Source organism: Glutamicibacter sp. AGC46 (genome assembly GCF_053543715.1).
The window spans coordinates 183278-203538 of sequence record NZ_JBLVOJ010000012.1; the positions used below are offsets into that span (position 1 = coordinate 183278).

At 59.4% G+C, this 20261-nt stretch carries 20 protein-coding genes; 6 read left to right on the top strand and 14 right to left on the bottom strand.

The features are described from left to right. A partial coding sequence (locus ACNPM8_RS09040) for a VOC family protein (RefSeq protein ID WP_448939702.1) occupies window positions 1-467 on the top strand: 467 nt, incomplete at its 5' end. Between the two features lie 106 nt (window positions 468-573). On the opposite strand, the gene ACNPM8_RS09045 is transcribed toward ACNPM8_RS09040, so the two are convergent. After that, the gene (locus ACNPM8_RS09045; protein WP_105659189.1) at window positions 574-1614 is read right to left on the bottom strand and encodes an isopenicillin N synthase family dioxygenase; all 1041 of its coding nucleotides are present in this window, start codon (window positions 1612-1614) and stop codon (window positions 574-576) included. Between the two features lie 273 nt (window positions 1615-1887). Here ACNPM8_RS09045 and ACNPM8_RS09050 point away from each other — a divergent pair, with 273 nt between their 5' ends. Beyond that, the gene (locus ACNPM8_RS09050) at window positions 1888-2190 is read left to right on the top strand and encodes a type II toxin-antitoxin system VapB family antitoxin (protein WP_105659188.1); all 303 of its coding nucleotides are present in this window, start codon (window positions 1888-1890) and stop codon (window positions 2188-2190) included. Window positions 2191-2271: 81 nt separating this feature from the next. Next, on the top strand, window positions 2272-2892 hold the full coding sequence (locus tag ACNPM8_RS09055; protein WP_448939703.1) for a LytR C-terminal domain-containing protein: 621 nt from the start codon (window positions 2272-2274) through the stop codon (window positions 2890-2892). A gap of 4 nt (window positions 2893-2896) precedes the next feature. Here ACNPM8_RS09055 and ACNPM8_RS09060 read toward each other — a convergent pair whose 3' ends face one another. Next, on the bottom strand, window positions 2897-3586 hold the full coding sequence (locus tag ACNPM8_RS09060) for a DsbA family oxidoreductase (RefSeq protein ID WP_332730632.1): 690 nt from the start codon (window positions 3584-3586) through the stop codon (window positions 2897-2899). A 122-nt stretch (window positions 3587-3708) separates the two neighbouring features. On the opposite strand from ACNPM8_RS09060, the gene ACNPM8_RS09065 reads away from it, so the two are divergent. Then, window positions 3709-4431, top strand: a complete 723-nt coding sequence (locus tag ACNPM8_RS09065; protein WP_181149078.1) for a YoaK family protein — start codon at window positions 3709-3711, stop codon at window positions 4429-4431. 65 nt (window positions 4432-4496) lie between these two features. Here the strand turns inward: ACNPM8_RS09065 and ACNPM8_RS09070 are convergent, their stop codons facing one another. Continuing rightward, window positions 4497-5903 carry an amino acid permease gene (locus ACNPM8_RS09070; protein WP_448938833.1) on the bottom strand — a complete coding sequence of 469 codons (1407 nt, stop codon included), beginning with the start codon at window positions 5901-5903 and terminating at the stop codon, window positions 4497-4499. Between the two features lie 186 nt (window positions 5904-6089). On the opposite strand from ACNPM8_RS09070, the gene ACNPM8_RS09075 reads away from it, so the two are divergent. Further along, window positions 6090-6656 carry a histidine phosphatase family protein gene (locus ACNPM8_RS09075; protein WP_448939704.1) on the top strand — a complete coding sequence of 189 codons (567 nt, stop codon included), beginning with the start codon at window positions 6090-6092 and terminating at the stop codon, window positions 6654-6656. A gap of 6 nt (window positions 6657-6662) precedes the next feature. On the opposite strand, the gene ACNPM8_RS09080 is transcribed toward ACNPM8_RS09075, so the two are convergent. From ACNPM8_RS09080 to ACNPM8_RS09100, 5 genes are all read right to left on the bottom strand, one after another. After that, window positions 6663-7727, bottom strand: a complete 1065-nt coding sequence (locus ACNPM8_RS09080; protein WP_448939705.1) for an alpha/beta hydrolase — start codon at window positions 7725-7727, stop codon at window positions 6663-6665. A gap of 131 nt (window positions 7728-7858) precedes the next feature. Then, the gene (gene aceB / locus ACNPM8_RS09085; protein WP_105659181.1) at window positions 7859-9496 is read right to left on the bottom strand and encodes a malate synthase A; all 1638 of its coding nucleotides are present in this window, start codon (window positions 9494-9496) and stop codon (window positions 7859-7861) included. An 81-nt stretch (window positions 9497-9577) separates the two neighbouring features. Next, complete coding sequence (aceA, locus tag ACNPM8_RS09090) at window positions 9578-10891, bottom strand: isocitrate lyase (protein WP_105659180.1); 1314 nt, start codon at window positions 10889-10891, stop codon at window positions 9578-9580. A gap of 527 nt (window positions 10892-11418) precedes the next feature. After that, window positions 11419-12021 carry a HutD family protein gene (locus ACNPM8_RS09095; protein WP_105659179.1) on the bottom strand — a complete coding sequence of 201 codons (603 nt, stop codon included), beginning with the start codon at window positions 12019-12021 and terminating at the stop codon, window positions 11419-11421. Between the two features lie 9 nt (window positions 12022-12030). After that, complete coding sequence (locus ACNPM8_RS09100; protein WP_133834353.1) at window positions 12031-12651, bottom strand: AAA family ATPase; 621 nt, start codon at window positions 12649-12651, stop codon at window positions 12031-12033. A 237-nt stretch (window positions 12652-12888) separates the two neighbouring features. Here ACNPM8_RS09100 and ACNPM8_RS09105 point away from each other — a divergent pair, with 237 nt between their 5' ends. Next, window positions 12889-14352 (top strand): helix-turn-helix domain-containing protein, encoded by a 1464-nt coding sequence (locus ACNPM8_RS09105; protein WP_448939706.1) that lies wholly within the window; start codon window positions 12889-12891, stop codon window positions 14350-14352. A 10-nt stretch (window positions 14353-14362) separates the two neighbouring features. Here the strand turns inward: ACNPM8_RS09105 and ACNPM8_RS09110 are convergent, their stop codons facing one another. The 6 genes from ACNPM8_RS09110 to ACNPM8_RS09135 all read right to left on the bottom strand — a co-directional run bounded on the left by ACNPM8_RS09110 (window position 14363) and on the right by ACNPM8_RS09135 (window position 20134). Continuing rightward, window positions 14363-15025 (bottom strand): alpha/beta hydrolase family protein, encoded by a 663-nt coding sequence (locus ACNPM8_RS09110; RefSeq protein ID WP_426735699.1) that lies wholly within the window; start codon window positions 15023-15025, stop codon window positions 14363-14365. 53 nt (window positions 15026-15078) lie between these two features. Next, entirely contained in the window at window positions 15079-15798 is a 720-nt protein-coding gene (locus ACNPM8_RS09115; RefSeq protein WP_286134682.1) for a hypothetical protein, read from the bottom strand. 252 nt (window positions 15799-16050) lie between these two features. Further along, the gene (locus ACNPM8_RS09120) at window positions 16051-16467 is read right to left on the bottom strand and encodes a GNAT family N-acetyltransferase (protein ID WP_105658613.1); all 417 of its coding nucleotides are present in this window, start codon (window positions 16465-16467) and stop codon (window positions 16051-16053) included. Window positions 16468-16476: 9 nt separating this feature from the next. Then, the gene (locus ACNPM8_RS09125) at window positions 16477-17064 is read right to left on the bottom strand and encodes a hypothetical protein (protein ID WP_402735295.1); all 588 of its coding nucleotides are present in this window, start codon (window positions 17062-17064) and stop codon (window positions 16477-16479) included. A gap of 4 nt (window positions 17065-17068) precedes the next feature. Beyond that, window positions 17069-17425, bottom strand: a complete 357-nt coding sequence (locus ACNPM8_RS09130; protein WP_448939707.1) for a VOC family protein — start codon at window positions 17423-17425, stop codon at window positions 17069-17071. A 150-nt stretch (window positions 17426-17575) separates the two neighbouring features. Continuing rightward, window positions 17576-20134, bottom strand: a complete 2559-nt coding sequence (locus ACNPM8_RS09135; RefSeq protein ID WP_402735297.1) for an ATP-dependent Clp protease ATP-binding subunit — start codon at window positions 20132-20134, stop codon at window positions 17576-17578. Window positions 20135-20261: the final 127 nt, after the last annotated feature.

The window sequence follows — 20261 nt, forward strand, 5'->3', positions numbered from 1 at the left end:
CCCCCCCCGGGACATTATTTTTTTGCGCTTACCGGCATTGCCAGAACCTGGCGGGTAGTATCCGTGGCAACTGTTCAGCAATCTTTCGGCAAGGTAAGACTATGGCAAGTGTATTGAGCGAAATCGCCGTCGACTGCGCGAACCCGATGCTGGTGGCGAGGTTCTGGTGCGAAGCGCTGAATTATGACGTATTGGAAGAAGAAGCCGGCTTGGTCAGTATTGGGTCCAAATCCCAAGGCCCGGGCGGGCTGAAATTGACGTTCGCGCAAGTGCCCGAAACCAAGAGCATCAAGAATCGCCTCCATCTGGACCTGCGTCCTCAAAACGCCCAGCAGCAAGAAGAAGCTGATCGCCTGATCTCTTTGGGGGCCAGCTACGCCGATGTGGGCCAGCGGGAGGACGAGAGCTGGATCGTGATGGCTGATCCTGAAGGCAACGAATTCTGCGTGCTTTCCGGCGTCGAATAAGCGAGGCGCTTTAAATGCCTATTGGCGCCGGGCCGGTAATCTCTCACCAGCTCGACGCCAACAGGTTTTGCGTGTGCAGCTCCTGATCCCTGCAGAAGCTCACGGCCTAGGCGCTTTTGCGCCCCTTGGCCAGCTCTGGGTAGTGGATGGCCGCGGTCTGCGGGTGGGCTCGCAGCCATCCCTTGAGCACGTTGGCACCGTAGGAAGCCAGCATTGGGTTTTCCGGATCATCGGAGACGCCGCGAGCTTCGGCAGCCAGCTCGGCTGGCAGTTCGACCTTGTCGATCACTGCATCCAGTCGAGGGGAGTAGAAGAACGGCACCGAGTAGCGGTCAACGCCAGCTGGTGGCGCAATGACGCGGTGGATGGTGGCCATCAGGTAGCCGTTGGTCGCGACTTCGAGCATCTCCCCGAGGTTCACTACCAATGCACCCGGGGTCGGCGGCACCTCGATCCACTCTTCCTGGCCGTAGGGTTGCACCTGCAGCCCTCCAACCTGGTCCTGCAGCAGCAGGGTGACGAAGCCGTAGTCGGCGTGCAGGCCAACGCCCTGGTTGCCCGACTCTGGTACGACGTCGCCCGAAACGTAGTGCACCAACTTGCCCATCCATGACGGGGTGTTGGCGAATGGCTCGTCGAAGTGGCCTTCGGGCAAGCCCAGCCCCACAGCGATGGCCGAAAGCAGCTCGTGGCCGGTTTTGTTCATCAGCTCGGCCCACGCCATGGCGCGCTCTTCGAGCTGGGGGAAATCGGCAGGGAACTGGTTCGGGCCCTGCAGGTTCAAGTACGGCTTGTCCTCGGGAACGACCGCCAACGTCTCGCGTTCCGGTCCGTAGTCGATCTGTTCGCGGGCATCGGCGCGGCCGCGGGTGATTTCGGTGCCCATCCGGGTGTAGCCGCGGAACTGGGCGCTATTGCGGTTATCGAGCTTGATTTTCTGCTCAACGGGCTTCTGGAAGAATTCTGCGATGGTGTCGAGCAGTTCCTGGTCCTGCCCGGCATATGCGCTGTATCCGACGATCTGGAAGAAGCCGACGCGGTGTGCGGCGTCGCGAATCGCGGCAACGAAATCCTTGTTGAAGGAGCCGTCAGCATTGCGTGCGGTAGAAATATCGAGCAGTGGGATCTCGGTGACTACGTTGTTCATAAACCCAGAGTGCACCTTATGACGCGATTGTTACCAGCTAAAGTTACGCCCGGTTCCTCCAAGTTTCCCTTGGCGTAACAATCCTTGCTTTTTCGCATTGCGTGTCTGATTATTCGCATTCGCGTGTAGCATTCGCCCGGCAACTGCGCGGCGAGTCCAGCTGCCGGCCGGTTCAATCGGCGCCGTCTCGGGAGGTGGCCTTCCTGCGGCCTGCCAACTAGCGCCTGATCTGCAGGTCTGTGGGTCTGGAGAGTTTGTCCGTATGCTTGAATAGTGATTTTTCGAGCGGTAGGTGAAGGCCGTCCATACCCGGACCACGGCTATTCTTCGGCGCGTGATTGGAGCGGACTTCCCCCGCAGCAAGTGAAACTAGCTGACTTGGTCACCACCAAAGCCACCTTGGATCTTGAAACATTGCTCTCTGAGGATTCCACCTTCTATGGCGACTTGTTCCCGCATGTAGTGCGCTATCGGGGCGTGTTGTATCTGGAGGATGGGATGCACCGCGCGCTGCGCTCGGCGCTTCATCATCGCTCGGTAATACACGCACGCATATTGGATCTGGACGCTAGTTAGATAAGCTAGCGCCACGAGGATGACGATGACGTCGCCTTCAGGCCAGCAGCTGCCGAAGGCTGACCAGAGCAAGGTGGAATGATGCGTGATCGCGATGACCCGGGGCAATGGCACGGTGCGCATATTGTCGACGAGCAAGAATTAAGTTTCAGCTCGGACGGCCAGGCTAAGCGGCGTGCCCGCAAACGCCAGAACATTGTTTTCTCCGTGATGGCCCTGCTGGTGATCGCGGTTTTGGCCGGCGCCGTACTCGTTTTCAATGGAACGCTGAAGTTGGGTGGCGAGCCTGTCGCCGTTGCGAGCCCGAAGCCAAGCGAGACGAAAATCGAAAACCCCAAGTGCCCGGCCATCGATTTCAAGTACCAAAAACCTTCAGATGTCGAAATACGCGTGCTGAACACTACCGATATTTCGGGTCTTGCGGGTGACACTGCCGAGGCACTGGAAAAGCGCGGCTTCAAGATTTCGTCGCTGACTTCCGGGTGGAAGTCGCTCTCCGAAACCACTGGCGCGGTCATTGCCGGGCCTGATGGCTATGCCCAGGCTTTCACCGTGCAGCGCCAGATCCCCGGCATCGTTTTCATCTACGACGAAAAGAAGTGGGGCAGCCGGGTGGACCTGGCGCTGGGGGAGAAGTTCGACGGCCTGGAAAAAGAACGCAAGCTCGATACTTCTGAAGGCAAGCTGGTCTGCAGCAAATAGCTGGCTACGGGGTCTGCACATCTCCGGAATGCACTTGGGCCAGCGCATTTGCGAAGACCTCGGCTGGCTGGGCGCCGGAAATGCCGTACTTTCCATCAATGATGAAGAAAGGAACACCGCTGATGCCCAGCTCGCGTGCCTGGACGATATCTGCGTTGACTTCCTCAACGTAGGATCCGGACGAGAGCTTCGCACGCAGTTCCCCGGTATCCAGCCCCAGCGTTCCGGCCAGTTCGAGCAGCGTTTCTAGGTCTCCGGTGTTCAGGCCCTTCTCGAAGTGGGCAGAAAGCAGCGCTTCCTTCATCTCGTTTCCGGCACCATGCTTCTTGGCGTATTCCAGTACGCGTAGTGCAGTGAAGGAATTAGCGACCTTCAAGTTGGCGAAGTCGTAGTTCAATCCTTCGGCAGCAGCCTGGGCGGTGACATGGTCAAGCATTTGGGCGACCTGTTCCTGGCCCAGTCCCTTCATCTTGGAGAGGTATTCGGCCTCGCTGCCGTCATAGTTCTCAGGCAGGCTCGGGTCCAGCTGGTACGAGTGCCAGTAGACATCCACGTTCTGGGAGTATTCGAACGCCTCGACACCCCGCTCAAAGCGGCGCTTGCCGATGAAGCACCAAGGGCAGGCAATATCGGAGAAGATATCCACGCGGATGCGCTTGTCTTCCGGGGACTGGACAGCAGTATTTTCGCTCATGCTTGAGGTAACAACTTTTGCTCACCGGGCATTCCTTATTCGCGGCTGCTGATTTCGGGGGAGATAATGGCAGGGCTCCTACGGAAACCGGATGGTGCTGATGGCGAGAGAAAGCAGGGCAAGTGGCAAAGAACCTTCGATGGCGCGGAATCCTCTTCGCCGGAACGATTACGGCGATGGCAGGCTTTGTTGATGGCGTCGGATTCGTGCACTTCGGCGGCTACTTCCTCTCCTTCATGTCGGGAAACTCCACGCGTTCCTCCGTGGCGCTGATGACAGGGGACCTTGCCGGATGGGCGATGGCGATGTCCTTGGTGGGCTGCTTTGTCGCAGGTGTCATCCTCGCAACGCTGGTTACCTTCCGGCTCGATAGGCTGCGCCGGCCAGTGGCCATGTATTCCAGTGCGGCACTGCTGCTCGCTGCGGCTATCTCCGGGAATTTCTTGCCGCAGCTGACGGCTCTGCTGCTGGCCGCCGCGATGGGCGTGGTCAATGTTTCCTACACTCGTTCGGGAGAGGTTTCCCTGGGCCTGACGTATATGACCGGCACGTTGGTCAAGCTCGGGCAGGCACTCGGTGGAGCAATCATCGGGTTGGCCACCGGGTCGGACCGCGGCGGCTACCGGATGCTATGGATGCGCTACGCAGTGCTTTGGCTGATGATCACCATGGGTTCCCTGGGTGGCGTCTTGGCCTACCTGCGGCTGGGGCTCGGCAGCTTGTGGATCGTCGCAGGCGGCATGCTCGCGTGGGCCAGCCTGGCGTTGTTCCAGGAGCTGCGCACACCCCATGGCCTGGAGTCGCCCTCGGAGCCTCAGGCCGGAACCTCCACCGGGATCAAGTAGAAAGACATAAAAAATATGCCTGGCTTCGCTTTATGCGAAACCAGGCATATTTTATTGCGCGGTGGCTAACTCAGCAAGGAGTCGCTGTCCTGCTTGATTGGCGCCGCTGGGCGTACCAGCAGCTTGAAGAGCACGGCCAGAAGCACGAGCCATGCGATTCCGGTGTACAGGGCTACACGCGTCGTCGGGCTCAGGGCCAAGAGCACGACAACGAAGACCATGAAGGCCAAGGCGATCCATACGGCAACGGTGCCGCCGGGCACAGCGTATTCGCGGGCAACGGCCGGTCCGCGGCCCGCTGCGGCTTCCTTGCGTCGCATGGCCAGGTACGAAGTCAGAATCATGATCCACACCCAAACGGTGGCGAAGGTAGCGATGGAAGCGATGATGGTGAACAGCGACTCCGGGAGCAGGGCGTTGAGCACCACGCCTACCAGCAGCACAATGGCCATGATGACCACGGTCATCCACGGCACGCCGTTACGCGAGATGCGGCCAAAGGACTTCGGAGCATGGCCGATCTCGGACATGGCGTAGAGCATGCGGCCAGCCCCAAAAGTATCGGCGTTGATCGCCGAAACGGCTGCGGTGATCACCACGGCGTTGAGCACGTGGGCGGCGGCCGGGATGCCCAGACCGTCGAAAATCTGCACGAATGGCGAAGCTGAGCCGTCGATCTGGCGCCAGTCAAAGAGCATCATGACTACGGCCAGCGAAGCTACGTAGAAGAGCAGGATGCGCCATGGCACGGTATTGATGGCGGCTGGAACCGACTTGGTAGGATCAGCTGCTTCACCAGCGGTGATGCCGATGGTTTCGATGCCGCCGAAGGCGAACATCACGACGGAGAACGAGAGCAGCAGGCCCACGAAGCCGTTGGGGAACAGGGTGCCAGCGCTCATCAGGGTAGCGATGCCGGTTGCGGTTTCGGTCTCAGGGGCGTTGAAGCCGAAAATGATCAGGGCGGCGCCGCCAATGATCATGGCGATAATTGCGGTCACCTTGATGATAGCCAGCCAGAATTCGGTTTCACCGAAGACCTTGACCTTCATCAGGTTGATCGAAGCGATCAGCAGGACGACCGCCAGCACCCAGATCCACTGCGCCACCTGCGGGAACCAGAAGCCCATGTAGATGCCGAACGCGGTCACATCGGCGATCGCGACAATGGCCATTTCGAAGGCAAAAGTCCATCCGGTGACGAAGCCGGCGAAGCGGCCCAGGTAGCGCGAAGCGTAGTGAGCGAAGGATCCGGAAACCGGATGCTTGACAGCCATCTCGCCCATGGCACGCATGACGATGAAGACGGCAGCGCCGCCAATCATGTATGCGAAGAGGACGGCAGGGCCAGCAGCCTGGATAGCAGAAGAGGAGCCGTAGAAAAGGCCCGTTCCGATAGCTGAGCCGAGGGCCATGAAGCGGATGTGGCGGGCAGTCAGCCCGCGGGCGAGAGACGCCTTTATTTCGTTCACGATAGTAATGCTCGGATCCTATAAGGGGTGCGTTCGATGGGGACGGGCCCGCGCCAAAGGCAGGGCACAGCCGTGAAAATCTTATGCGCTCCATGCATCCATGGCGCGCTTAAGTGTTGCAGATCCATCGTGAGCTTGGCCACCAGCGGTTGCTGTTGGCCACCTGCCGGGTGGGAGAATGGGCTTATGAAACTAGGATTCGTCCGCCACGGACAGACGCAATGGAACCTCGAAGGCCGCTTGCAGGGTTCCAGCGACATCCCCCTGAACGATACCGGGCGAGCCCAAGCCCGCGAGGCTGTCTCGGTGCTGGACGGCGGCCAATGGGACGCTATCGTTTCCTCGCCGCTCTCGCGGGCACGCGAGACGGCACAGATCATTGCCGACGGGCTGGGACTGGAACTTGGTCCTAGCTACGACCTGCTGATCGAGCGCGACTACGCCCAGGGCGAGGGCATGGTTGAGACCGAAGCGCTGGCGCTATGGCCGGACAAGAACGGTGGTGGAATTGAACCACTGGAATCTGTAGTTGACCGTGGCCTGCGCGCAATCAACCAGATTGCAGTAGACTACCCGGGCAAGAACGTCGCGGTAATCTGCCACGGCACCATTATCCGCTACACGCTCTCGCACTTCGCCGGCTACAAGCTGGACACCATCCGCAATGGCTCGGTTGCCATCATCGGCAATGAGCCCGGCGATTGGCAGCTGGAACTGGTCAATGACCAGGTGCCCAGCAAGGTCGCGGGCTAAGCCGCACTAGATGCCGGAAGGAACAATCCGGCGGATGCTGGAGGCCACCAGCGAATCACGCTGCCGGTTCTTGACGACCGCAAGCCATGAGCCCAACGCCATGTAGGCCTTGGAGCGGATCTTTGGCGAGGAGAGGAACACGTCGTGCAGCGCGCCGGGCAGGCGCACCAAATGCAGTTCCCGGCCCAGGTCGATGCTGCGCTGGGCGACGACCTGCACATTCAAGGCCACGTCGGCGCGGGTGGCGGTGTCGTGCCAGCGCGGCAGCAAATAGTCTTCCGCCGAAAGCATCACCAGGGTGGGCATCTGGAGATCCAGCCCCTTCTTCACCTTGGCTTGCGCATTGAAGACTGCAGAGATGAAACCCGCGGTGAGCTTGAAGCCGTTGACCGGACGCCAACCCAGATCGTAATCCCATTCGCCGGAAAACTGGCTGGAGACCGTGCGGGTGTAGAACCCTGGATCCACCGTCGGCAAGAAGCGGTGGGGGTTGCGGCTGCTGGCCGCCTGGACGATCCTCGCCAAGGCGGTGCGCCCGATCTCGCTGGCCTGGAATTCCAGCCACGGGCTGTTCAGCGCCAGCGCATCAACTTTCTGCGGGTTGGCTGCCGCATACAGCGAAGCGCTGAGCCCGCCAGTGGAGTGGGCGAGCAGGACAAAGCGGGTTCCCGGATGCGCGCTGGAAATGATGCGGTGGGCCGCGTCGAATTCCTCGAAGTACTCCTCCAGATCGGTGGTGAAGCCCGGGCTTCTGTGCTCGGCGATTTTGGTGGCCTGGTCTACCGGCAAGTTCCGTCCATAATGGCGCAGGTCCAGTGCGTAGAAATCCGCTCCGGCATCGCTGAGGAACTCGGCGAGCTCTTTTTGGAAGAAGTAGTCCGACCAGCCATGCACATAAAGCACCGCGATCCCGCGCAATGGCGGCGGCAGGCGCAACGATCTGCGCGGACGGTGCCTGATCAACGTCGCGGTGGAACCGTCCGACATCGGCAGCGGCCGTTGCGAGAAATCCTCGCCCAGCAGATCGGGCTGCCACAGATCCTCGGCCGGGTTCTTGAACTGGAAAGCCATGGCTACAGCCTAGCCACCGCACACGCAAAACGGCATCCACCCGCTGGACTGGTTACCAACGGATGAATGCCGCTTTGCGTGGCCGACGTTCAGGGACGACTGTTTTCTATCGGCCGGGTCTCGATTACTGCCTAACCTGCCATTTCCAGGGTGCGGGCTGGCGCATCCAGGTAGCGCAGGTAGGCGTTCTTGGTCAGGAAGGTCGGGAAGTCATCGCGCAGGGCGCAAGCTTCGAAGATTTCCACGGCTTCCTCGAAGCGATCACCCTCGAAGCGCTCCAACCCCTCCATGGTCTCCTCGGCCAGTTCCTGGACCCAGCGACGGGTGATGATCTCGCCCTCATCGGTGATCGCCGACTGGTGGATCCACTGCCACAGCTGCGAACGGGAGATCTCGGCGGTAGCAGCATCTTCCATCAGGTTGCGCAGCGCCACAGCACCGTTGCCGCGCAGCCAGGACTCGATGTAGCGGATGCCGATCTCGATGTTGTCGCGGATGCCGCGTTCGGTGATCTTGCCGGTGACACTCTCGATGTTCAGCAGGGCCGGGCCGGAAACCTCGACATCTTCGCGGGTGCGCTGCAACTGGTTGGGGTTCTCGCCGAGCACCTCGTCGTACACCTCCCGGGCAACCGAAACCAGGTCGGGATGGGCAACCCAGGAGCCGTCGAAGCCATCAGCTGCTTCGCGGGCCTTGTCCTCGCGGACCTTGCCGAACGCCAGCTCGTTGATCGAGGCGTCCTTGCGGTTGGGAACGAATGCGCTCATCCCGCCGATGGCCGAAGCCCCGCGGCGGTGGCAGGCACGCACCAGCTGCTCGGTGTAGGCCCGCATGAACGGGGCGGTCATGGTCACGGTGTCGCGATCCGGGAAGACGAAGCGCGGTCCGCGGGAACGGAAGTTCTTGATGATCGAGAAGATGTAATCCCAGCGGCCAGCATTGAGCCCCGAGGAATGCTCGCGCAGCTCGTAGAGGATCTCTTCCATCTCGAATGCGGCGGTGATGGTCTCGATCAGCACGGTGGCACGGATGGTGCCGCGCTCGATATCCATCAGATCCTGGGCCATGTTGAACACGTCGTTCCACAACCGTGCTTCCAGATGGTTCTCCAGCTTCGGCAGGTAGTAGTACGGGCCGCGTCCGGCTGCCAGCAGGCGCTTGGCGTTGTGGAAGAAGTGCAGTCCGAAGTCCACCAGCGCACCGGACATCGGGGTGCCGGCAACCAGCAGGTGCTTCTCCGGCAGGTGCCAGCCGCGGGGACGAACCACGATGGTTGGCAGCTGCTGCAGATCGTAGCTGTTTAGCTTGTACTCGCGGCCATCCGGTGCGGTGAAGTCCAGGTCCTGATCCAGCACCCGGATCAGGTTGACCTGGTTCTTGATGACGTTCTGCCAGGTTGGCGAGGAAGCATCCTCCATGTCGGCCAGCCAGACCTTGGCCCCGGAATTCAGCGCATTGATAGCCATCTTGCGTTCGATCGGGCCAGTGATTTCCACCCGGCGATCTTCCAGCCCCGGAGCGATCGGGGCGACCTGCCATGAATCGTCTTCGCGAATAGCGCGGGTCTCGTCCAGGAACTTCGGATCGCGGCCATTGGCAATGCGCGCCCGGTTGACCTGGCGGCGCTGCATCAACTCGGCACGGCGCGGTTCGAATGCGGTGTGCAGGGCCGAAAGGAAGTCCAGGGCCTCGCTGGTCAGGATCTGCTCCTGGTAGCGAACGGGGGTAGCGGTAATGGTGATGTTGTTCAGGGTGATGGGGGAGTTCATGGCAGCGTCCTTAAAAATCTTGGAAATGGTGCTGGTGCTAGCCGGCGCCTTTGCCGGCTAGCACCATCGACCCATCAGGGTCTAATGGAATTGGCCTTCTTCGGTGGATCCCACCAAGGCCAGGGTTGAGGCGTTAGGGTTCAGCGCCGTGGAGATCGCATCGAAGTAGCCGGTGCCGACTTCGCGCTGGTGCCTGGTGGCGGTGTAGCCGGCGGCCTCGGAAGCGAATTCGCGTTCCTGCAATTCGACGTAGGCGCTCATGCCGTCCTTCGCGTAGCCGGAAGCCAGGTCGAACATCGAGTGGTTCAATGCGTGGAATCCGGCCAGGGTGATGAACTGGAAGCTGAAGCCCATGGCGCCCAGTTCGCGCTGGAACTTGGCGATGGTCGCATCGTCCAGGTGCTTCTTCCAGTTGAACGACGGCGAGCAGTTGTAGGAAAGCATCTGGTCCGGGAAGTCCTTCTTGACCGCTTCGGCGAACTTGCGGGCCAGCTCCAGGTCAGGGGTGCCGGTTTCCATCCAGATCAGGTCCGAGTACGGTGCGTAGGCCTTGGCCCGGGCGATGCATGGCTCGATGCCGTTGGTGACCTTGTAGAAGCCCTCCGGGGTGCGCTCGCCGGTGATGAACTGCTGATCGCGTTCATCGACATCCGAGGTGATCAGCGTTGCCGCTTCAGCGTCGGTGCGGGCGATAACTACGGAAGGGGTGCCAGCCACGTCGGCGGCCAGGCGGGCCGCGTTCAGGGTGCGGATGTGCTGCTGGGTCGGGATCAGCACCTTGCCGCCGAGGTGGCCGCACTTCTTTTCGCTGGCCAGCTGGTCTTCCCAGTGGACGCCCGATGCGCCAGCGGTGATCATGGACTTCATCAGTTCGTAGGCGTTCAGCGGGCCGCCGAAGCCGGCTTCTGCATCAGCGACGATGGGGACCATCCAGTCTTCGACGGTCTGGATGCCTTCGGAGAACTCGATCTGGTCTGCACGCTGCAATGCGTTGTTGATGCGGCGCACGACCTGGGGAACCGAATTGGCCGGGTACAGCGACTGGTCCGGGTAGGTCTGGCCTGAAAGGTTGGCATCCGCTGCTACCTGCCAGCCCGAAAGATAGATGGCTCGAAGGCCGGCCTTGACTTGCTGCACTGCCTGGTTGCCGGTCAGTGCGCCCAACGCGTTGGTGTAGCCGCCGGTGGGGGTTTCCTCGGTGAGCTGCTTCCACAGCTTCTCGGATCCGCGTTTGGCCAGGGTGTGCTCTTCCTGGACCCGGCCCTGGAGCTTCACGACGTCGGCAGCGCTGTAGTCGCGGGTTACGCCGTTCCAGCGGGGGTTGTTTTCCCAGTCGCTCTCGATGGCTGCGATTCGGTTGTCGATCGAGGTTTCGTTGGTGTTTTCAGTAGTCATTGCCTTGGCTCCTTCGCACAAGCTGCGGGTTCATGTCGATCGGAAGGTGATCTTGTGAACTTCTTCGTGACAACTACTTTTCCGCAGGTGCGAGGGCTTCAACAGAGGTTTTTCGAATTAAGATTTCCACTTCTTCACAAAAATGGAAATTTATCGCTTCTTGCGCTGAATGTGAGTCAAAGCATGGAAATTAGCTGATATTGAATCAATCCTTAGCGAAGAAGAGTGAAATTTAACAGCAAGCCTGGATAAGGGCGAAGCCAAAGCAGGCCGATTCCGGGCTCTGCGAGAATCGGTGAATCACTGATGGGCTGGCATTTTATGGAAACCGCAGGTGCTGATTCGCCATGGAGGGCATTATGCAGCAGGCCAAAAAACGTGAAGTATCAGAGTCTGGACTGGTAGTTGGCTTTTGCCAGATGGGGGCCTGGACTTGTCGCTATGGCCCATATTCTTGGCCGGCAGTGCAGTTTCTGAGTGCGAAGATTTATGGATCTTGCGACCATGGCTGATTGAGCCGGAACGGGCTAGGGCTGGTCGAAAGAAACCACAGCCATGAAACCGCGGCCGGAGATGCGTGGTTCACCGGCGTCAGAGCCAACGACGGTGTCACGCAGGTTCAGCGACTGTTCGCTGTCGCCGAGCAAGAGCTTGGCGGAGCCCTGGACCAAAAGGCCCAGTTGCCCATCAAAGAGGTATTGCTCGCGCTTTTTGGACAGCTCGACAATGCGAACGGTGGGTCGTACCTGCTCTGGAATGGCGGCCACGTGCACGATGAGCAGTTCTTCGGCGGGCTGGCTCGCCTGGACAGAATTTCTCGTTTCGAATTTCAACGGGCGCAGCGGTTCCAATCCGTGCTCTTGCCCGTCTACATCCAGCTGCACGAAATCGCCGGCGATCAACGTGAAGACTTGAGCCGAAGGCGACGGAGTGAAGGCTGCAGATTTCTCGATAGAGCGAATCGACAGTTGCCAGGTTGATTCCCGCAGTTCGCTGGACCGCAACGTTCCGTCCTGCGCCAGAATGCCGCTCGCAATGAGCCGGACCTGCCCTAGCTCCCATTGCTTCTTGGTGCTTTGCGCCAATTCGAGAATGGAACCCGGTGCAAAAGATGCTTGTGCTTCGCTCATGGGACGAGTCTACTTGCCGATGACCAAGCGAAGTTGTTCAACCAGCTGGGATGTGGGCAGCGAGGCATCAAGAGTTATCCAACCGTGCACTTGCGCAAGGCGCAGATACTCATTTCGACTGTCCCTGAGATACTCCATGCTTTCGTCGTCTTTGCCACGGGAATTGATCCGCTCAAAGGCAAGGATGGGGTCGATGTCGAGCAGGACAATTCTCGCGTGCTCGGTACTTTTCGCCGCAAGCCAGGGGAGAAGCAGTCCCGGAGGATGGCCACGTAAGCGCCGCAGCACTAATTGGCAATACAGGTGCCGGTCCATCACGCTGAGTCCGGGAGAGCGGGCCGCGAAAAGCATATTGCGGGCAACATTGAAGCTGCGAATGGAAGTTTCGAAGAAATCCTGGGTGAAAGTCGGGAACGTGATTCCCAGGGCGCGAGAGAATTTGGTAAGCCAGCTCCGCGCGGCGACGTTTGCGAGCCTACGAGCCTGAATGCGATCGTTGCGCAGCTGCTGTACTAAAGCTTCAATAGTGGTGCTTTTGCCTGCGCCATCGGTGCCGACGATGACCAAAGTCCGGGGTGGATCGTGGGCATGGCGCGGGGCCGGTAGGGGGCGGGTGGAGACTGCGTGCATGGTGCTCCTTGCGGGATCTCTTTGTAGTTTCAACGTTTGCGCTTCGCTGAAGATTCCGCAGAAAGGCTGTGCATTTGTTGAGAGTAGCTCGCCGGGGAAGCAAGGAAAGAACCGTGAATATTTGCTTCCGCGTCCCTGCTGGGCGATTGAATTACGGGTTGAATCCGGAAGATTTAGAAATTTTCACGATCCTTGGCATAACCTTGTCATGTGACTGCAACCACATGGAATCGCTCAGTGAACTCAGCCGGCAATGGTGCTGGCAGTGAAGATACAGAACTCGACGCCATTGCTCTCGGCCGCAGAATCCGCTTTCTGCGCAAGGGCAAGCAACTGACCTTGGATGATGTCTCGGCGCTCGTTGACACCGCGCCGAGCCAGTTGTCGCTGATTGAAAACGGCAAGCGCGAACCGAAGCTATCGCTGCTTAAGTCCCTGGCTGGAGCCATGGGGGTTGGAGTCGACGATCTGCTGGGCACCGAACCGCCATCGCGCCGTGCTGCTTTGGAGATCGAATTGGAACGTGCCCAACGCGGTCCACTGTACGAGTCCTTGGGATTGCCTACCGTTCGTGTTGGCACGCGTCTGCCCATGGACGTCCTGGAATCCCTGGTGGGACTGCAGCATGAATTGGAACGCCGCCTGAACGAGCAGGCCGCGACCCCTGAAGAAGCCCGTCGGGCCAATACCGCGTTGCGCCATGAGATGCGCCAACGCAACAACTACTACAAGGATATCGAGCAGGAAGCCGCCAAAGTCCTCTCTGCAGTTGGCCACGATTCAGGGCCGCTCTCGCATCATCGTGCAGCAGATATCGCCGAGCATCTGGGATTCAGCCTGCGCTTTGTGGGCAATCTTCCGCATTCCACGCGTTCGGTGACTGACCAGAAGAACAAGCGTATCTATCTGACGCAGGCGAACCGCTCGGAACATGATCCTCGTTCGGTGTTGCTGCAGGCGCTAGGGCATCACGTATTGGGTCATAGGACTCCAACCGATTATTTCGATTTCCTCTCGCAGAGGGTCGCGACCAACTACTTTGCCGCGGCGTTGATGATGCCGGAAAAGTCCACGGTGGACTACTTGCGGCGAGCTAAGAACAACCGTGAGTTGGCCATCGAGGATCTGCGCGATGCTTTCGCCGTGTCCTATGAGTCCGCAGCCCACCGGTTCACCAACCTTGCCACCGAGCATCTGGGGATGACCTGCCACTTCCAGAAGGTCCACGAATCGGGCATCTTGCACAAGGCTTATGAGAATGACCGAGTGAACTTTCCAGCCGATCACACCGGTGCCATTGAAGGCCAGAGCATTTGCCGGTATTGGACAAGTCGCGTGGTCTTCGAGCAGATGGATAAGTTCCGTTCCTTCGAGCAGTACACCGATACCGTCAATGGGACCTTCTGGTGCACGGCGCGCACCGAGCGCCATTCCTCGGGGCTGTACTCCTTGTCCATTGGCGTGCCTTTTGAGCATGTGAAGTGGTTCCGCGGGCGGGATACCAAGGAGCGCTGCCAATCCACCTGCCCGGACGAGAACTGCTGCCGCCGTCCACCTGCTGACCTATCCAGCCAGTGGTTCGGCAATGCGTGGCCGGCTACGCGCGCCAATACCCACTTGCTGGCGGCCATGCCAACCGGAGCCTTTCCCGGGGTAGACGAAACCGAGGTCTACCGATTCCTGGAAAAGCAGGTGGACTAGGACCGTTGGACTATGCGATGTGCTTGGAGATGAAGGCAAGAGCAGTTTCCGCCAGCCACGCGCCATCCTGGGCAACGGTGCGGCCGGAGCGGGCTACCTTGAAGGAATGGTTGCCACCTTCGAACCAGGAAAGTTCGCTGTCCTGGTTCAGCTTGCTGGTGACTTCTTCCATCTTTTCGGGGTTGGCAAAGGGATCGCGGGTGCCTTCGAGGAAAAGCATCGGCACCGCAATCGGGTAGAGATGCTCATCGCGTAGCTTCTCTTCCTTCTTAGGCGCGTGCAACGGGTACCCCAGGAAGATCAACCCTGCCGATGGCATGCCCTCGGCAACTGACAGGGAAGCGATGCGCCCGCCAAAGGACTTTCCCGCTGTGAAGATTGGCAGGCCTTCAGCCAAGTTTTCTTCAACCCAACGGCGGACCTGGTGCCACACTGCGACCGCAGCTGGCGCTTTATCGGGAAACTTCTTTCCAGCGTCCATGTAGGGGAAATTAAAACGCAGGACGCTGGCACCCAGATTCGCAGCGGCTAGCGCAAAGCCGGCCATGAAGTCATGATCCTTTCCAGCACCTGAACCGTGTGCGAGCACGATGACGGCCTTCGCCGCCTTTGCGCGGTCCCAGAGCGCGCTGAGTTCCAGGTCTTCGTATGGAATGGAGAGTTCTTGGGTCATAGGTACCACCCTAGGGGCTGAGGGCCCATCAACTGATCATGAAAGGAAATGAACTACATTTCCCAGTCCTTGCGGAGTGCCGTATCGGTGTCATCGCCATTTCTGGCCAGTACCGTCAGCTTTTCAACTTTTTCGCCGGTTGCCGCACGCTCGTTGATCTTGAGCATCATATTTCCCGAGACGAAGATCGATGCGGGCATGTCGTATTCGCCGTCGATCCATGGACCGTCTGCGAGGGTGACGACGAGTTCGCCAAGCGCAGGCGACTCGACTTTCTCAACGTAGGCGTGGGGGTCAGCGGGCAGGCATGTGCGGTAGATTTCCAGCTCAGTGATTTCAGCGCCGCATAGGGATTTGTAGGTATCGTTCATGGCGGACAGCCACTGCGTGTACTTTTCCGAGGCCCAGGCTTTGCGGTCCTCGGGATCGGCACCAGTACGAGCCCGGGTGAAAGTTCCTGAGTTATTGCCGTCTTCAGTAGCGAAGGTGACGGATTCCAATTCCGGCGAGGCCTCGCCTACGCTTTCGAACATGATTCGGCCCATCATGCGCAGCTCATCCTCGTTGGTTTCGTAGCTTTCCCGCATCTGGGTTCCAAACTTCATGCTGTTATCCAAGAAGATATTGATGGCACCAGGTGCTGGAGATTCCCAAGAAGTCATTAGGTTGTAGGGATACAAGAAGCCTTTGGTGGACTTGATGCCAGAGTTTTCTTTCCACATCTCAATTTTGGAATCTGCCCAGGCCTGTCCCGAATTGGCGTTGGCGTCCAACTCCGCGGGTCCAGGCTCGGGGGCGGTTTCACCGGGTTCACCGGTTTCGGCCGCGGGCTGTGCCTCCGGAGTGGAGCCAGCGACGGAAGCCGCCGTCGAATCGGCTGGCGCTGCTTGTTCGGGAGCTGCATTGCACCCTGCTAGAAGCAAAGCCAACGATGACAGGGCAATGACCGAACGGGTGCGCAAGAATAACTCCTCATTATCGATGAATGGTCAGTCTATACAGGCCAGGCAGCGAAGGGAGAGCTGTTACGAGAATTTGGCAAAGGTCCGGATCGCACCGGGACGGAAATCCGACGCTTCCGTGAGCCCCATGGATTCGTAGAAGGCACGTTGCCCGGGTTCATCATCGGTGATCAGGACCAGCTGACGCACATGCTCATATTTCACTAGTACGGCAGAGAACAAAGCACGGCCTACGCCGGTGCGATGCGTAGATGGACGCACCAGGATGTCCTGGACGTAGCAGATGGTGGCATTATCCGAGACCACGCGCACAAGGCCGATTAACTGGTGGTCTACGTCGTAGGCGTAGATTACGCATGCTGAATTCTTCAGGCCCTCAAATAGTACGTCTGGGTTGTCTGTATAGGCGCTCCAGCCCACCGCGTTGTAGAGCGAGAGTATTTGTTCCTCGGAAGGCACCTTAGTGGTGGAGAGTTCCATCGAGTCCTTTTACTGTTGCGGGGAAACCGAAAGGATCTCTGCGTTGCCCAGCAACGGGTGCTTCACCAGTTCTGTTTCCAATGCGTGGATGATGGCTTGGGCGGAGTCGCCGTTGTAAACGAACACCGGGCCATCATGCCGGTAGTAGACATCCTCATGCCATCCGATTTCGCCGTCACCCAATGCATGCTGCAGGGCCCTGACTGTTGGCTCCAGATCCGATTCCGATTCGGCCCCAAGCCTGGTTCGAAGCAAAACGTACTCACTGCCGCCTACTTCGGTGCGTTGTCCATCAATAATCAGCCAGGAACCATGCCCAAGTCCTCCATCGATGAGCGAAGAGAGCAATTCGGAAAACAGCTTCTTCGGTTCGGGGGTGGCCACTTCAAGGTCAATGTCGCTGGAGATCGGCTCCTCGGCCGCGTCCAATGTGGTCTTGGCGCTGATGATGGTTCCGGAAGACTTGTATTTAGGCAACAATGTATCGAGCAGGCCCGCTTCATGATCTTTGCGCAGGCGTTCGGTCATCGGCTGGGCAAAATGGATCTGCACCCGGTGAGTCGAAGCCTCCGATGATTTCCTGGCGAACAGCGACATGTCCTCAGTCCTCGTGTGGGTCGGAAATGCAAAAGACGATTCCGTAAGGATCGCGCATAATGGTCCAGCCAAAACTGGGATCTTCGGTGTGGTCCTCAACGCGTGTTGCGCCAGCGGCTGTGCAACGGGCGACTTCCTGCTCGCGGCTGGTGCTTGCTTCCAAGTCGAGATGAACCCGGTTCTTGCCGGCAGTGATCTCATCAACTTTTTGGAACCCCAACCTCGCGCTGAAGCCAGGGACGCTGATTATGGTGAACCCCGGGTACTGGCCCAGATATTTCCCGCCCAGAACAGCCCTCCACCAAGCCGAGGCAGCTTTCTCGTCAAGGGCATCAAGGGTGATCATTCCAATGTTCGCCATGCAGTCAAAGGTACCGGGAGTCTTCCTGCTTAGCTAGAGGTTGACTGCATTTCTGCAGCTGACTAGCGCACTTTCTAAGTGAAGAAAAGGGGCTTGCTTGGCCGGGACGGAAGTCCCGAGCAAGCAAGCCCCTTTATGGGCTATGCCGGCCTAGCTATCGAAGTAGTTTGGCGCGTGCTCGTTGTGAGCAGGTGGAGTCGGCATCTCGACTTTCTTCTGCACCTTCAGCATGCCAGCGGCGTAGTCCACCGAAACGGTGTCACCAGCGGCAAGCGAATCACTGATCAGCAGGTCGGCAATGGCATCCTGTACCTTGCGCTGTACCAGCCGGCGCAGCGGGCGGGCACCGAACTCGGGGTCGTAGCCTTCGTTTGCCAGCCACTGCACGGCAGCGTCGCTCACCTCCAGCTTCAGCTCCTGGTCCACTAAGCGAGCTTCGGTCTCGGCGATGACCAGCTTGACGATCTGGCCAATCTCGGACTGCGAGAGCTTGGAGAACAGCAGTACCTCGTCCAGACGGTTCAGGAACTCTGGGCGCATGAACTCGCGTACCTTGCCCATGACCTTGGCCCGGATTTCTCCAGCCTCGCTGGTGGCATTGGCGGAGGTGAAACCGAAGTTTCCGGCCTTGTTGGCCAAGTACTCGCCGCCGAGGTTGCTGGTCATCAGGATCAGCGTGTTGGAGAAATCGACAGTGCGCCCGGCTGAGTCGGTCAACCGGCCGTCATCGAGTACCTGCAGCAGCACGTTGAACACGTCCGGGTGGGCCTTCTCGATTTCATCGAGCAGCACGACCGAATACGGGTTGCGGCGGATCTTCTCGGTCAGCTGGCCGGGCTCGTCATGGCCGATGTACCCCGGAGGTGCTCCGATCAGGCGCGCCACGGTGTGCTTCTCACCGTATTCGCTCATATCGACGCGAACCAGCGATTCGGCCGAACCGAAGAGGTTTGCAGCCAGGGCCTTGGCCAGTTCGGTCTTTCCGACGCCGGTGGGACCCAGGAAAAGGAACGAGCCGATGGGGCGACCTGCTGGCGACATTCCGGTACGGTTGCGACGCACGGCGCGTGCCACAGCGGCAACGGCATCGTGCTGGCCGATGACCGAAGCATGCAGGGAATCTTCCAGCGAAGCCAAGCGTGCCTTGTCATCTCCCGAGATGCGCGAGGTGGGGATGCCGGTGGATCGGGAGATCACTTCCGAAATCTGCTTCTCATCCACTACCCGGGTGACCCCTGCATCGCCGGCCTCCTCAGCAGCCTTGATGCGCGCGGTCATCTCCACGATGTGGTCACGCCATGCGCCAGCTTCTTCGAATCGTTCCTCGCCGATAGCGCGTGACTTCTCACGCTCGGCGTCTACCAATTCGGCACGCAGGGACTGCACATCCTCGGCATCTCCGGCAGCGATGGACCGCCGGGCACCGGCGATATCGATCAAGTCGATGGCCTTGTCAGGAAGCTGGCGGTCGTTCAGGTAGCGGGCAGAGAGCGTCACCGCGGCCTTGAGCGCTTCGGGGGTGTACTGCACCTGGTGGTGATCCTCGTAGGATTCGCGCAGGCCGTCCAAAATGGCCAGTGCAGTTTTCTCCGACGGCTCGGCGACAGTAACCTTGCCGAAGCGCCGAGCCAGCGCGCTGTCCTTCTCCACCTTGCGGAACTCATCGAGCGTAGTGGCGCCGATCATGTGCAGCTCGCCACGCGCCAAACGCGGCTTGAGGATATTTGCGGCGTCCATATTGCCGGACTCGCCAGAGCCTGCACCGACCAGCAGATGCATCTCATCGATGAATATCAGCACCTGCCCTTCGGCTGCGGCTACCTCGTCGAGCAGGCCGGTGAGCCGCTGCTCGAAATCTCCGCGGTAGCGGGTTCCGGCGAGCATGCCCGGAAGATCAATGGAGATCAAGGCCGCATTGCGCAGTTGGGCTGGTACCTGGTCATCGATGATGGCGCGGGCCAGGCCTTCGGCAATGGCGGTCTTGCCCACGCCGGCCTCGCCAATCAGCACAGGGTTGTTCTTGGTGCGACGGGCCAGGATTTCAATAACCTGATCCAGTTCCTCCTTGCGTCCGATCACCGGATCAATCTGGCCGTCGGAGGCCAGCAGGGTCAGATCGGTTCCGTAGCGTTCGAGCATGGACACGTCGGACTCGGAATCGGACTGGTTCTGGGTATCGTTTTGGCCACGCTGGGCCTGCTCCATGGCGGCTTGCTGCAAGGACTGGCCGGTGATGCCGTGCTGCGCCAGGAGCTGGCTGACCGGAGATTCCGGGTTGAAAACGAAGGCCAGGAAAAGATGATCAGGATCGATGTAGGTCGAACCGTAGTTACGAGCAACCTGATAGGCGTCAAAGAGGCTGCGCTGAGCTGCCGACGATAGGTGGGATGGTTTCTCGCCCTTCTCCTGGGACTTGGGCATGCGCGCGATGGCATCTGCACTCAAAGCCTCGATGTCGATACCCATGGCGGTCAGGTGCTCGCCGACTGGTTCGGTGCGCAGCAGAGCCATCAGGAGGTGCAGGGAATCAATCTCGTCGTGGCCATGCTCCTGGGAAATCGCTGCCGCGGTGGCTACCGCTTCGTGGGTGCGGGCGGAAAGCAGGCGCGTGAGGTCGATGGGACGTGCTGCCTGGGCACGTGAAGACAGGAATCGAGAGAGGAATTCCTCAAACGAGCCATCTGACGGTGCGCCGAAAAATGCTGGCAAGTGAGCCTCCTAATAGAAACTTGAGCGGTCTATGCTCATGTTCAACGCATATGGCGCGCAGATATTCCCGAACCAGCCGGGCAAGGTGTCAAAGAGGTTGACTTCACACTAATAGCTGGAAAGCAGG